This is a genomic window from Mesorhizobium sp. J428 (assembly GCF_024699925.1).
Lineage (GTDB): Bacteria > Pseudomonadota > Alphaproteobacteria > Rhizobiales > Rhizobiaceae > Mesorhizobium_A.
This window is the reverse complement of the sequence record NZ_JAJOMX010000005.1, coordinates 19,876-33,272: the sequence shown is the minus strand read 5'-3', so window position 1 is coordinate 33,272 and position 13,397 is coordinate 19,876. Positions and strand designations below refer to the sequence as shown.

The window sequence follows — 13,397 nt, the reverse complement described above, 5'->3', positions numbered from 1 at the left end:
TTGTGTCCTCGGAGGATGCCGCATCGCCTATTGGAATTATTGAACGATCGCGCCAATCATGGGCTGTCTGCGCACGCGCCGGTGTCGTGACCGCGGCGCGTTCCATCAGTTTGCGTCGCAAACAGCATGATTGAAAGGCTCGTCGCAAGCGGCAAGCTAAGGATAGCTTGCGTAAACCTCGGTCGCGCCATCCCGCTTCATCAGCAGCACGTCGTAGGGATCAGCGTTGGCCGCGTCGCCCATGCCAGGCGAGCCGTAGGGCATGTCGGGTACCGTCAGCCCGATTGCCTCCGGCCGCTCCACGAGCAGTCGCGTCACCTCGCGCACAGGAACGTGGCCCTCGATGACGTAGCCGTTGATCCGCGCGGTATGACACGACGTTTGTCCTGGCTTCAGGCCCGCTTCGGCCTTCGCCGCGTTGAGATCTGCCAGCGGAAGGTCCCGCTCAGTAACTGTGAATCCTGCCTCTCGCATGTGCTTGCCCCACGAGACGCAGCAGCCGCAAGAAGCAGATTTCAGAACCTCCATTTGCCCCGCCGCCCACGCGGCTTGGCTGATCAGTGCAGTCGCGGTGAAAACTGCGAGCCGCAGCATCGATCTGTAGGTCCTCAATTCGCTTCTCCTACCGATTGAACACTTATCTCACGAGCTAGGCGAAACTTCGCGACGTGCGCGCCCTCGCTATCGCTACAACAAGCCACGTTCGGCCGCAACGACGGCCAACCATTACCCAACGGGCACCACTTTACAAATATGTAAGCTTGGTGGAAGGCTGAGGTAATTCGTAGTTAGGAATGGTAAGGCATCATCTAGGTCTATCTTTGGAGAGCACTATGAGAGCGGTCGTTTCCACAGCGCTTGTGGCGCTGGCTCTGATGACCACCGTGCCGTCAAGCACCGCTGCACAGCTAGAAAATCGCTTCCCATTGAGCGTCACAATTGCCCCGAATAGTTCCACGGCCGGCGCGCGCGTCCTACGTGCTCGGGCTTATTCCACCGAAACCGGCGTTGTCATTCGCGGGGATGTCGGATTCCCGAAACGTATCAGAAATGGCGTATTCTCAGGCCATGTGGATGCGCAAATACGAGCGGCTGACGGAACAGAATTTACATTGCATGATGGCACCGTCCACGGCCGCTCCAAGCCTAGGGTTTACGGTCGACGGGGTTTTTTCATCGTAAAAGTGCCAGCGGAACTTTCGGCAGGAAGTTCGGCGTATGTGTCATATGTCGAGGCAAGGCACCCGGCACCCTGACTGCACTGGTCACAGGCTGCGGGCGCTGGATCCTGGCCGGTTGAATTCGTGACGCCGAGGCTAGGCATCAGAATTCTTGATGGATGATGATACCGATTCAGTGAAACAGCTGTGCTGGTCTCGAATGAGAAATGGACCTCAGCCATGTCAGCCCGATCAGCCGAAATCGTCGATTGCCTCGTAATCGGCGGCGGCCCCGCAGGCCTGACAGCAGCGACCTACTTGGCTCGATTCCATCTGTTGACCCTGGTCATCGATGCCGGGGATGGTCGGGCAGCAACGATCCCGATGACGCACAACCATTCTGGATTTCCCGACGGAATAAGCGGCTTCGAGTTGCTCGACCGCATGCGAGACCAAGCGACTAAATATGGCGCAGCCTTCGAACCAAGTATCGTCAACTCCCTCTCGGTGGCTGCTGGCGGCCGGTTCGTCATCAACACAGTCGACCGCACGTTTTCGGCCCGCACCGTGCTTCTCGCTACCGGCGTTCTAAACAATCGCCCGATGAGGATGCCCCGCGGGCAGCATGACGAAGCTGTCGCAAGTGGGCTGCTGCGCTATTGTCCGATATGTGACGGCTACGAGGTGACCGATCGCCCGGTCGCCGTGATTGGCACGGGCGAATCTGGCCTGGCAGAAGCGGAGTTTTTGCGGAGCTATACGGACAAGGTGAGCTTGATTTCCCCAGAGGGCGATCATGATTTTGACAGAAGCGAACGCGCGCGGATCCAATCTGCGGAGATCGACCTCCTTCAAGGGCCGTGTCTGGAATTCTCACTGCATTCCGGAACCATCCAGGTGAAACTACCTGCAAGATCTGTAGCATTCGCCAGCATATATCCGGCGCTCGGGACGACTATCCGATCGGAGCTAGCGTTAGCTATCGGCGCGCAGGCGACAGGCGATGGCTGTCCAGTGATTGACCGTCATCAAAGAACCAGCATCCGCGGGCTTTACGCGGCCGGCGACGTTGTTTCTGGGCTGGATCAAATTAGCCATGCGATGGGCCAAGCGGCCGTGGCCGCCACGACCATCCGAAACGATCTCGCGGCCATTAGGGCTCTCCGGCGCTAGGCCGCCATCCCGGCTAATCTGCCTCGGGATCGCCAGGCCGAAGCGTCGATGCCGCAAGGCAGCAGGGCGACGATCGCCTTGCCGGGCCTACAGTCGACCAAAGATGCTGGCCGTTCGCTCGCCGGGACCGGTTCAATCCGCGCCGCACGTAGTGGGTGCCGACCTCACATCGTCGCAGCCCACGTAGAATGAGAGCTTGCCGTCGGCTCAATCGGATCCCACGGCAAGCGCAGCGATTCCGGCAGCGATAAACGCTGCGCCGATCAATCGCCAGTTGTCGATCTGCTCGCCCAGAACTCGCCAAGACAAATAGATAACGCCGACATAAGTAAGGCTCATCGCGGGGAATATTAGAACGATATCGTAAATAGACAGTAGATAAATGTATATTGCCAGTGAAATGAAAAATAGAAAAACACCTGCCAAGAAATGCCAGGAGGCGACAAGTCGCCAAAAGGAGGCGTAACTCGTCGCATTGAGTCCGAGATGGCGCATGGCTGCCATCTTCAGGAACAGCTGCGACCCTGCATTCGCAGTCGCTGCTATTGTCAACAGGAGGAGAGCTTGCATTATGATCACCAGTCCTGTCGGCACGGAGAAAATGCGCCGACAGGACCGATCAAGTCGTGAGTTAGAAGTAGCGGGTGAAGCGAAGGAACCCGGAGACCGTCCCGTCGAGAGTCTCAATCTTGCTGTAGGCAAGCTCGCTGCGCACTTCAAACTGCGAGACAGGGAACCACACTACTGAGGTCTCAGCTGCATATGCATTGATGCCGGTCGTCGCCAGACCCGCGTGCAGGTTGTTGTAGTAGTGTCCTGCGACCGAGACGCCCAGCGTTTCTGTGAACTGCTGGTTGTACGACGCGAGGATCGACCATTCAGAACTGATTGCATCGAACTGGCCGGTCGAATAGATATTCGCATTGTTGGCGTAGGTGCCGATGAGCCTGAGGGACGATCCAGGCATGTTGGGCATGTTCAGGTGAAGACCGAGCTTCGCCGCATACCCATCAGTTCCAAGGAACGATTCGTCGTAGCCGAATTGAGCCCACGCACCGCCCCATCCCTGATTGACGCCGACCTTTGCAACGACGTCCGGCATATAGCCATCCCCGGCGAGCGTATCGTCTTCAAGAGACAGAGTACCGTAGAAGCCGTTTCCGGCCGTATAGGTGTAGGCTATGAGTGGCCGTTGCTGGTAGCCATAACCCAGTCCAGACCAGGAGTGCGAGCCCGGAAAGTTGGACACTCCGCCGCCCTGCGTGGATGTCCATGCCGATTCCGTATAGCCCATGCGCAGACCGCCGAGTTCGATAAACGCCTGATCGACGAATGCGGGGCCGTCGCCTGCTCCATTCCAGTTGGCTTCAAGGCGAATAAATGAACGGAGCGTGCCCCAGTCAGTCTGCGAGCGTGCGTCGAAGTTCACCCGCGCGCGAACAGTCTTGTAGAAGCCTTCGTTGAACTGATCGCCGGGATGAAAGGTCAAAGGCGGCGTGTCACCGACGCCTCGGCTCTCAGCGCCGATCTGATAGTAGACGTAACCGCTCATCGCCAGGCACGTTTCAGTGCCGGGAATGTAGAAAAAGCCGGCCCCGTAGGCGTCGCAGATGCGCACGTATTCAACAGGTTCGGGCTCAGGCAACATAACGGCATCGGCGCTCCAAGCGGGCATTGCGCCCAATGCGCCAAACGCCGAAGACAATAGAATCAAAGATTTTTTCACGGGTTCCCACCTCCAATTTGGATGCAACTGCGCCGGTGTTCCGACGGATATCGCCGGTCATGAGCGCGATGTGGAGTAGGAACCGGGCTCTTTGCGCGGCTTTTGCGTCGAGTTTACATGCGCGTAAGGCATGTCGCTCCCGCGCAGATCAACGGCCATGTGTTGCTGATTGACCACAGCGCGACGCTCGGCGCGCCGAGATTGTCAGATATTTAAGGCCAAGGAAAAGCCGCTGCGAGAGTCGCCGGCTATCTTCCTTTCATCGCCGATCAATAGGCGGTGCAGCCACTTGCTCCCGACGGCTGCAGCAGAAAATGAAAGGACCATCCTATGTCTGCCTACAAGTTTCCTCTGGTGCTGGCTTTGACCCTCGCCGCCGGTCCCGTTCTGGCTCAGGAAGCCACCGTGTTCCCGGGTAACAATACTCCGGCAGCGGTGCGCACGGGCCACGACACAAGCAGCACGCCGGCGGTGGATTACAACCGCACTCATTCCATCGCGCCTCGCTCGCAGGACACCGATCCGACGCTCTACGGTTACTCTGCAAACGTCACGCGCTCGGACATCTATTCGGGCAAGTAGGCAAGTCGCGTCCAGTCCCCCCCGCGCTGAGCGGCTCTGGGCGCGATCAGCAGATCGCGCCCAGAGAAACCGAAAAGAGGAAATCATGATCAGGCCGACCGCACCCCTTATTGCCTTCCTGATTGTCGCTCCTGTGCCTGCAGCATTCGCTCACACTGCAGACCCGGGTGCGTCACCGAACTCTGCGGCATCTAACGCCGCACGGATAGAAGGGTTGTTCCGCGGCCAAGGCCAGCCGGGCGATGTCATCCGTTCGGTCTCAAATCCGGATGTCGTATTCACAGTGATGGAAAATGGCACTGTTGAGCGGCGCAACCAGCGTTACGATACCGTCGATTACCGGCGCCCGCTTCTCCCTGGCGAGCGAGATCCGAATCATTCGGGGAAGTAATCTGGGCCACCTTGTAGGATGAGCCCGGATACTAGCCGCACAGAAACTCCCCGCCGGAGTGCAAGGAGATATCTATGAAACTCACAGCAATTTCTTCAGCTATCCTTCTGAGTTCCGCCACCTTAGCAATCGCGCACCCGCTTGGCGCAACGGCCGAACCGAACTCAGCCGTATCAAATGTCCAGCGAATCGACGCCTTTACCGAGGTGACGGTAAGCCCGGTGATGTCGTGCGCTCGGTCTCAAACCCGGACGTCGTGTTTCGCGTAACGGAATCGGGGTCCATCGAGCGCCGCAACGAGCGGTTCGGTATCGTCGAAACCCAGCGGCCGCGTTCAATTATGCGAAAAGACTACAATTACCGTGGGCGCTGAACGTGCAACGAAGTTTGCCGATTTGTAAGGCCTCAGAAAATGGCATCCAAGCTTTAGCCGGCAAACTTTTCGCGTATCAGCACAGTCATGACCCTGCGTTTGCGGTCGCCACAATTGCGATTAGGAGAACGCTTGCATCAGGACAAGCAGTCCTGTCGACGCGCGAGCAAGGCGCCGACAGGACCGAACAAGTATCAGTTAGAAGTAGCGCGTGAAGCGGAGGAAGCCGGAGAGCGAGCCATCGCGACCGTCGACCTCAGCATAGCCGAGTTCGGTGCGAACTTCGAACTGCGACACCGGGAACCAGACCACCGACAGCTCAGCTGCCCATGCATCAAGTCCGGTGCTAATATTCGTGCCGGCAGCATACAGATCGTTGAAATAGTGAAAGCCAACCGACGCCCCCAGTGTCGCGGTGAACTGGTGGTTGTAGGACGCAAGGATCGACAATTCTGCGTCGGTGCCCAGCGGGCTGCCGGTGCCGTAGGCGTTGTCTCCCTCGTTGTAATAGCCAAGGATGCGGAGCGAAGAACCCGCCATATTCGGGACGTTAACTTGAACCCCCGCGCCGGCCGCGAAGAATTCGGCGCTTTCGTCGTAAGCCGCCTTCAACCAGGCGGTGCCCCAGCCCCCGGTATAGCCGATCTTGGCGACCACGTCGGGCATGTAGCCTTCACCAGCCAGAGCATCGTCTTCCAGAGAGATCGCGCCGAAGAAGCCGTTCGAGTCGAAGCGGTAGCCGATAAGGGCACGCTGGGTGTAGCCGTAGTACATACCAGACCAGGAGTGCGAGCCCCAGTTCGAGGCGCCACCGTTCTTTGAGTCGACCCAGAACGACTCAGAGTAACCCATCATCAAACCACCGAGTTGGATGTAAGCCTGGTCCACATAGGCCGGACCGTCGCCCACGCCGTTCCAGACAGACTCCAAGCGAATGAAGGAGCGCAGCGTGCCCCATTCAGTTTCCGAACGCGCGTCGAAGTTGACGCGAGCGCGGACGTTCTTGCGCCAGCCATCCTGCGGAGTGTCACCGTAGTGGTAGGACGGTGTGTCGCCCGTGCCAGCTTCATAGCTGCCGGCGCCCATCTGATACCAGACGTAGCCAGAGATCTGCAGACAGGTCTCGGTGCCGGGGATGTAGAAAAAGCCTGCCCCGTAGGCGTCGCAGATGCGCACATATTCCACGGGCTCAGGCTCAGGCGCCATGACAGCGTCTGCACTCCAAGCGGGCATTACCGCCAATGCGCCGAACGCCGAAGACAATAGGATCAGAGATTTTTTCACGGGTTCCCACCTCCAGTTAGGGTGTAACTGCGCCGATGTTCCGACGGATATCGCCGGCCTTGAGCGCGAGGTGGAGTAAGAGTTGGGCTGTTTGCGCGGCGTTTGCGGCAAGTTTACATGCGTGTAAGATAAGTCTCTCCCGCGAAGATCAGCAGCCATGTGTTGCCGATTGACCACAGCCCAGCGCTTGGAGCGCCCGAGATTGTAAGCGTTTTTGGGGCCAAGAAACCGCTGCTAGAGTCGCTGCCTATAGTGCTGGCTGTGGCACTCGCCTCCGGTCCTGGTCCGGCTCAGGAAGCGATCATCCCTTGGCAAAAATACTCCGGCTGCGGTGCATGCGGGCCATAACGAGCCGAGCCGCGCTAGTGGACCGGAGGACTACAATTGCCTTGGGCGCTGAACATTCATGGAAAGCTTGCAGATTTGTAAGGCCCGAGAAAACGGGAGCAAAAGTTTCGTCGCCAAGCTCACGACGTATCTCCAATGGGCCATGCGCAACTAAGCAGCGCCCTTTTCCCCGCCCGCGTAGCTGACCTCCGCGGGCGGGCTTTTCTCATCCGTAACCGAGTGTGGAAAATCGATTTGAACCACAAGCCCCGGGCCATTGTCACGGAGGCTGATCGTAGCTCCATGAAGGTCGGCGATTGCTTTCACCATGCTAAGCCCTAGACCCGTGCCTTCCGTGGTACGGCTTTTGTCCAGCCGATAGAATCTCTTGAACACTTTGTCCGTTTCGGACGGCGGTATCCCAGGACCGTTGTCGATGACGAACAGGCTGACGCCTTGGGCCCTACAAATATAGCCCAAGCCGATATGTGAGCCGGGCTGCGTGTGGCGGACCGCATTTTGAACCAGATTGGCCAACATCTGCTTGAGGAGTTCGCTATCGCCAATCAGATGCGCCGAGAACGTTTGTTCGGACCTAAGGAGCCTCAATCTTCGTCCCTGCTCGGTCGCAATATCCGCGTAGACCTCAAAAACCTCGTTAACGAGTGATGTCACGTCGACCCGCCTGAAGCGGTCACGTCTGGCGCCAGTTTCGATCTGGGAGATCCTCAAAAGTGCTTCGAACGTCGACGTGATCCGCCGCACTTCCTCCATGGCCGCCTGGATCAGCGTTCGGCTGGACGCTATTGTGTCGGCCTCGTGTGCGGCTTCCAGCATCAGAAACAAGCGCGATATCGGAGTTTTGAGGTCGTGGGCGATATCTGTTGTAACCTGCTTCATGGCGCTCACATTTGACTGCAAGTGTCCCAGCGCCACATTGACCTCCGCAGCCAATGCGTCGATATCGTCCATTCGCGGCGATATCGGCAGGCGTCTCCCGAGTTCCCCAGACCCGACCATCCGCATCACGCCGGACAGAGAGGCGATACGGCGTCTGGTTTTGAATGCCAATAATGCACCTCCCCCGAGCCCAGCCGCCAGCACAATCGCTGTTGCCCAACCAAAGCTCACCAGCGCGATATCTCTGAGGCGATTGGTATCGTCGTAGCTGACACCGACCACCAATTGATTGGGCCCCAGATTCTGCATGTATAGCCGATAGTTCGTCGATTTAGTTCCAAGGTTACGCGCGTCCAGGGTCGAAAGCCCCTTCACCGCTCCGGCAAGGTCGATGTTGCCCGCGAGAAACGAGCCGTCCGAACTGCGGAGCGAATACAGCGTCTCCTGCCCGCGGATAGCTGGGCCATGATTGACGATCATGGCCTCCGCACCGGCAAGTCCGCGGGCCACAAACGCAGTCTCAATCTCGCGAAAGCGCTCCATCACATGGGAGTCAAGTCGCTCGTAGAGGTAAGATGCCACGAGGTTATAGGCGACGAGATTCGCCGCGAAATAGACGAATAGGAACAGCAGAACATAAAGCGCAGCAAGCCGGAACGATGTGCTGTGCGCAATGCTAGCGCGGCGCATGGATGCTATAGCCCGTGTTGCGGGTCGTATGAAGGAGGGGAGTGTCGAACGGCTTGTCGATCTTGCTGCGCAGTCGGCTGATGTGGGTCTCGACCACCGTGCTTTGTGGATCGAAATTAAAGTTCCATATCCTTTCCAGAAGCATTGTCCTGGTGAGGATGCGGCCTTCATTTCGCATCAACAATTCGAGGAGTGCAAACTCGCGCGGCAGCAGTTCGATCACCGTGCCGCCGCGCGTCGCCAGCCTTCGCACTAGATCAAGTTCGAGGTCGGCGACCTTGAGTTTGGTCTTCTCGGACGAGATCGGGGGACGACGCGCCAGCGCGTTAACCCGTGCAGTCAATTCTGAAAACGCAAATGGCTTGACGAGGTAATCGTCGGCGCCGGCCTCGAGACCCTCGACACGATCGTCTACGCCGCCCATGGAAGTGAGGAACAAGACAGGGATTCTGGAGCCGGCTGCGCGCAAGCTCCTAACGAGCGCCAGCCCATCTATTCCAGGTATCATTCTGTCTACGATTGCGACGTCGAATGCCTCGCGCAGTCCGACTCCCAGAGCGTCTCTTCCATCTCTGATAACGTCAACCGTGTGGCCCGCCTCCGTGAGGCCCTTCGCAATGTATTCGCTCGTGCGGCCATCGTCCTCGACGAGAAGAATTTTCATAAGCATTGATTTCCAGGCGTCGGCCACGCCGTCGCTCCCTTGACCTCTTGAATGCAGCGGCATGCCATGCCCAAGGGGCACAGCACGCGGTTCGTGACTCCGTTATGGATTTTTGCAGGTTGAATCCCGCTTGAGAGACAGATGAGGTCTGCCAAGACCGGGACGAACCGAAGGGTTCGTCCCGGGAAGCATTTGTAATTTACTTGATTTCTGTAACCGTGATGCGGCCGTTGACCCGGTCGGCGATAAACTCGATCGCCTGACCCTCCTTGACCTTGTTCAGCATGGCTTCATCGGCCACGACAAAAACCATAGTCATGGCAGGCATCTCAAGGTTCTTGAGTTCGCCATGCTTGATGGTGAGCTTCTTCTGGGCAGTATCGATCTTCTGAATCTCACCCTTTGTATATTCTTGCGCGAACGCGTTACCGCCAAGAGTGAGCATGACGGCGAGCAGCGATAGTATCTTTGCGGTATTTTTCATAGAATAGGTCCTTTGTGTTGTACGGGTTACTGCGAAACCTGAATGGCGCCCTTCATGCCGGATTCATAGTGACCCGGAATCAAGCAGGCGAATACGTAGTCCCCGGCGTTTGAGAACGTCCATACGATCTCGCCGGTCTTGCCGGGAGCCAGCCGTATGGAGTTCGCGTCGGCATGTTCCATGTCAGGGAATTTCTCCATGACCGCTTTGTGCTCCATCACAGCCGGCTCTTGATCCATGACGTATTCGTGGTCAGCCTCGCCCTTGTTCGTGAAGCGTAGACGAATTGTCTCCCCAGCTTTGACCTTGATGGTCGCCGGTTCAAAAAGCATCTTGCCGTCATCTTTTTCGGTCATCGCAATGTTGACGGTGCGCTTGACTTTTCCTTTCTCTCCGGGTTCGCCGATTGCCATTTTTTCAGTGTCGTGGCCACCTGAGTGCGTCCCTGCTGCGAAGACAGCTCCAGTCGTCAAAGCCAGAACGGCGGTCGCAATCACAAATCTTTTCATGTTCTCGGGTTCCTTTCGGTTGTCATTATCGCTGTTATCCCTTGGTGTGACCGCCGTGCGTCGCCGCCGGTGTCATCGTTTTTGCGTCGCCTGATTTGACGGGAGCGGGAGTGTCGCCCGTCCATTCGTAGGAGACGGTTCCTTCGGGGTGCTGATACCAGCCCGGATCGGCGTAATCGTTCGCTGCAATGCCCTCTCGGACTTTCACTACGGAGAACATGGAGCCCATTTCTATCGCTCCAAATTGTCCCCAGCCTTCCATCATCTTTATCGTATTGTCAGGAAGCGGCATTTCCATCTCGCCCATGTCGGCCATGCCACGGTTGCCCATCGGCATGTATTCCGGCTGAACGCGACGGATTTTTTTCGTCACCTCGGTTTTGTCGACGCCAATGAACGTTGGCACGTCATGCCCCATGGCGTTCATCGTGTGATGCGACTTGTGACAATGTATCGCCCAGTCGCCGAGGATTTGGCGTCGAACTCGTAGGCGCGCATCGCGCCAACCGGGATGTCGATCGAGACTTCCGGCCAGCGCGCCTCAGGCCGCGTCCAACCTCCGTCCGTGCAGGTCACCTCGAAGTCGTAGCCATGCATGTGAATCGGATGGTTGGTCATGGTGAGGTTCCCGACCCGTACCCTCACTTTATCGTTCTTCGAAACGACCAGCGGACTTACACCTGGAAAGACCCGGCTGTTCCAGCACCAGAGATTGAAGTCGGTCATCTCCATGACCTTCGGAACATAGGAGCCGGGCTCGATGTCATATGCGTTGAGCAGGAAGACGAAGTCCCGGTCGACCGGCATGAAGGAAGGATCCTTCGGATGAATGACGAAGAACCCCATCATGCCCATCGCCATCTGGACCATTTCGTCAGCATGCGGGTGATACATAAACGTCCCGCTTTTCACGAGGTCGAACTCGTAAACAAAGGTCTTGCCCGGCGGGATGCCAGGCTGTGTGAGACCGGTTACGCCATCCATGCCGTTCGGCAGGATCATGCCGTGCCAGTGGATGGTGGTGTGTTCCGGAAGCCTGTTGGTCACGAAGATGCGAACCCGATCGCCTTCGACCGCCTCGATCGTCGGTCCTGGTGATTGTCCATTGTAGCCCCAGAGATAAGCGGTCATGCCCGGAGCAAGCTCGCGCTCGACTGGCTCGGCGACCAGGTGGAATTCTTTCACGCCGTTAGTCAGGCGATGAGGAGCGGTCCATCCATTCAGAGTTACCACCGGCTGATAGTCCGGGCCGCTCGACGGGAAGATCGGCGGCTGCATGTCGGGGGATTCCATGATCGCAGCGTCAGGAAGTCCCATCGCAGATGTCTTCGTCCATGCGGCCGCACCTGCGAGAACGCGCCGCCGCCAAGTATCTGACGTCTCGTAACCAATTTAGATCTCCTTCTCGTTCAATGCGCCGCGGCGTCGCCGCCGCTGGCCATTGCAGTGGGTGCTTCGCTCGCTCCGGACGACCCGCCGCCATAGACGACGGTGCCAAGATTTACGTCGGCGAGCCAGAAATCGCGCTTGGCGTTAAGGGAAAGCATGATCGACTCGATCTTGGCGCGCGTATCAGCGAGAAGCTCGAACGTGTTTGTGATCATGCCATTGTAGGTGAGGACCGATTCCTCTTCGATCTTCGTGCGCAACGGCAGAACATTATTCCGGTAGTGTCGTGCGATGTCATAAGTCGAGCGATACGCGTCATAGGCGCCACGGGCTTCTGAACGGATGTTGACAGCCCTTTCGGCCAGCAGATTTGCAGCCTGCATGTAGGCTAATTCGGCCTTGCGCATGCGCGCCTTGCCCGAATCGAAGATAGGGATGACGAAATCAACCTCCGCGATAGGGATGACGGTTGTTTCTGTGCCGCCGTCTTCGGCCATTTCACGCTCGATCTCGACGCCGGAACGCAGGCCGAGGTCCGTCACATAGCGCGTCGCCTCCGTCAGGCCGTATGATCGTGCGAGCGCCTCCAATTCGAGCCGCGCGATTTCTAGATCGACGCGGTTCTTGAGTGCCTCTGCCTCAATCGCGCGTTTTGCTTTTGCGCCCTTCGGCAGAGCGGGAAGAGCGTTGGGCACCGAGTAGTCGATGTCAGACCCCCAGAGCCCCATCAAGCGCGTGAGCTGTTCCTTCGCGCCGCGCGCGGCGAGCTTGGCTTCGGCTGTTTGGCCCGCAAGTTCCGCATAGAAAACGTGCTCCCGCGCTTGGCCGGTCTTTGTAAAGGCTCCTGTCTCGCCGAGTTTCTGCGCCAGCGCGGAAGCTGCGTCCGCCGCGGCCTGAGCCCGGTTAAGATAGGAAACGCGCTCCCACGCTGCCACGGCCTCGATCCATGCGCGGCGCGTATCGGCGGCGAGACGCAAGGTTTCCTCCGCCGCCCGCAACTGCGCCTGCCGGAACCGCGCATCGGCGATCGCCACCCTGCGCGGCCGGGTGATGAGCGCAAGGATATTCGTGACGATGGCTGTTTCGACCGTTCGCACCGGATCGACGCCAATCACCCCGATCGAAACCGGCGGATTTACCAGCATGGTCTCCTGCCAGACGTCGGCCGCGGACAAGCCAATATCCGCATACGCCGCCTGGAGGCCCTTGTTGTTCAGGAGGGCAACCTGAACCGCTGCATCGGGGCCGAGCGTCCTTTTGCGGACGATGCCGGTGACCCGCTCCTGCAGCACTCTCGCTTCCGCGCTCGACTGAACCCAGACGGCTTCCTTCCCAGCAACGGATGCGGTTCGGGCAGCTACCGTCGCGAACCCCGATCCCGGCTCCGAGATGCCGTCGACCAGTGCGGTTGTCGTGCACCCGGCCGCCACGATCGGAACCAGGCCTGCGACCAGAAATCCCTTTGCGATCCTGTTCATGATCCGCTCCCGCGTTCCGCCGGAGATAGATCATCGTTAAGTTGGCGCCAGTTCTTGGGGTCGACCGGTTCGCGGTGTTGGTAGTTGGTGACCACAGGATGATAATGCGCATCGCTGATCCCCATGATGGGATCGGCGGCGTTGAACGAAGGGAGAATGTCAGGCGGAGCAGTAGATGCACAGCCTGACGCTGCCAGCGATGCAGCGAGCATCGCAAATAATATGAGCTTCATTTTCGACCCTGAACATGATGTGGAGCGTGAACCG

General features: G+C 58.2%; 11 protein-coding genes and 1 pseudogene. 2 read left to right on the top strand and 10 right to left on the bottom strand.

Going from position 1 to position 13,397, the window contains the following annotated elements; genetic code table 11:
- Nucleotides 1-156: 156 nt before the first annotated feature.
- A complete protein-coding gene (locus LRS09_RS29010; RefSeq protein ID WP_257810685.1) occupies nt 157-594 on the bottom strand; it encodes a DUF411 domain-containing protein in 438 nt (145 codons plus the stop codon).
- A gap of 806 nt (nt 595-1,400) precedes the next feature.
- On the opposite strand from LRS09_RS29010, the gene LRS09_RS29005 reads away from it, so the two are divergent.
- Nucleotides 1,401-2,333: an NAD(P)/FAD-dependent oxidoreductase gene (locus LRS09_RS29005; protein WP_257810684.1), complete on the top strand. Its 933-nt coding sequence runs from the start codon at nt 1,401-1,403 to the stop codon at nt 2,331-2,333.
- 207 nt (nt 2,334-2,540) lie between these two features.
- Here the strand turns inward: LRS09_RS29005 and LRS09_RS29000 are convergent, their stop codons facing one another.
- Together LRS09_RS29000 and LRS09_RS28995 are read right to left on the bottom strand one after the other, a co-directional pair.
- Complete coding sequence (locus LRS09_RS29000; RefSeq protein WP_257810682.1) at nt 2,541-2,903, bottom strand: hypothetical protein; 363 nt, start codon at nt 2,901-2,903, stop codon at nt 2,541-2,543.
- Nucleotides 2,904-2,964: 61 nt separating this feature from the next.
- Nucleotides 2,965-4,059, bottom strand: a complete 1,095-nt coding sequence (locus LRS09_RS28995; RefSeq protein WP_257810681.1) for a porin — start codon at nt 4,057-4,059, stop codon at nt 2,965-2,967.
- Between the two features lie 330 nt (nt 4,060-4,389).
- Here LRS09_RS28995 and LRS09_RS28990 point away from each other — a divergent pair, with 330 nt between their 5' ends.
- Entirely contained in the window at nt 4,390-4,641 is a 252-nt protein-coding gene (locus tag LRS09_RS28990) for a hypothetical protein (RefSeq protein WP_257810680.1), read from the top strand.
- A 962-nt stretch (nt 4,642-5,603) separates the two neighbouring features.
- On the opposite strand, the gene LRS09_RS28985 is transcribed toward LRS09_RS28990, so the two are convergent.
- From LRS09_RS28985 to LRS09_RS28955, 7 genes and pseudogenes are all read right to left on the bottom strand, one after another.
- Entirely contained in the window at nt 5,604-6,689 is a 1,086-nt protein-coding gene (locus LRS09_RS28985) for a porin (RefSeq protein WP_257810679.1), read from the bottom strand.
- A gap of 498 nt (nt 6,690-7,187) precedes the next feature.
- Nucleotides 7,188-8,606, bottom strand: a complete 1,419-nt coding sequence (locus LRS09_RS28980) for a HAMP domain-containing sensor histidine kinase (protein WP_257810678.1) — start codon at nt 8,604-8,606, stop codon at nt 7,188-7,190.
- Nucleotides 8,593-9,270: a response regulator gene (locus LRS09_RS28975; protein WP_257810823.1), complete on the bottom strand. Its 678-nt coding sequence runs from the start codon at nt 9,268-9,270 to the stop codon at nt 8,593-8,595. The genes LRS09_RS28980 and LRS09_RS28975 overlap by 14 nt, the downstream gene beginning before the upstream one ends.
- Nucleotides 9,271-9,469: 199 nt before the next feature.
- The gene (locus tag LRS09_RS28970) at nt 9,470-9,754 is read right to left on the bottom strand and encodes a copper-binding protein (RefSeq protein ID WP_257810676.1); all 285 of its coding nucleotides are present in this window, start codon (nt 9,752-9,754) and stop codon (nt 9,470-9,472) included.
- A 26-nt stretch (nt 9,755-9,780) separates the two neighbouring features.
- Nucleotides 9,781-10,263, bottom strand: a complete 483-nt coding sequence (locus LRS09_RS28965; protein ID WP_257810675.1) for a plastocyanin/azurin family copper-binding protein — start codon at nt 10,261-10,263, stop codon at nt 9,781-9,783.
- A 34-nt stretch (nt 10,264-10,297) separates the two neighbouring features.
- Nucleotides 10,298-11,654: pseudogene (locus tag LRS09_RS28960) on the bottom strand (multicopper oxidase family protein).
- Nucleotides 11,655-11,672: 18 nt separating this feature from the next.
- Nucleotides 11,673-13,130 carry a TolC family protein gene (locus tag LRS09_RS28955; protein WP_257810674.1) on the bottom strand — a complete coding sequence of 486 codons (1,458 nt, stop codon included), beginning with the start codon at nt 13,128-13,130 and terminating at the stop codon, nt 11,673-11,675.
- Nucleotides 13,131-13,397: the final 267 nt, after the last annotated feature.

Excerpts from the sequence above, each read along its gene's own strand:
- LRS09_RS29005 (WP_257810684.1), top strand. The coding sequence starts at position 1,401 with ATGTCAGCCCGATCAGCCGAAATCGTCGATTGCCTCGTAATCGGCGGC.
- LRS09_RS29010 (WP_257810685.1), bottom strand. The coding sequence starts at position 594 with ATGCTGCGGCTCGCAGTTTTCACCGCGACTGCACTGATCAGCCAAGCC.
- LRS09_RS28955 (WP_257810674.1), bottom strand. The coding sequence starts at position 13,130 with ATGAACAGGATCGCAAAGGGATTTCTGGTCGCAGGCCTGGTTCCGATC.
- LRS09_RS28970 (WP_257810676.1), bottom strand. The coding sequence starts at position 9,754 with ATGAAAAATACCGCAAAGATACTATCGCTGCTCGCCGTCATGCTCACT.
- LRS09_RS28975 (WP_257810823.1), bottom strand. The coding sequence starts at position 9,270 with ATGAAAATTCTTCTCGTCGAGGACGATGGCCGCACGAGCGAATACATT.
- LRS09_RS29000 (WP_257810682.1), bottom strand. The coding sequence starts at position 2,903 with ATGCAAGCTCTCCTCCTGTTGACAATAGCAGCGACTGCGAATGCAGGG.
- LRS09_RS28965 (WP_257810675.1), bottom strand. The coding sequence starts at position 10,263 with ATGAAAAGATTTGTGATTGCGACCGCCGTTCTGGCTTTGACGACTGGA.
- LRS09_RS28990 (WP_257810680.1), top strand. The coding sequence starts at position 4,390 with ATGTCTGCCTACAAGTTTCCTCTGGTGCTGGCTTTGACCCTCGCCGCC.
- LRS09_RS28980 (WP_257810678.1), bottom strand. The coding sequence starts at position 8,606 with ATGCGCCGCGCTAGCATTGCGCACAGCACATCGTTCCGGCTTGCTGCG.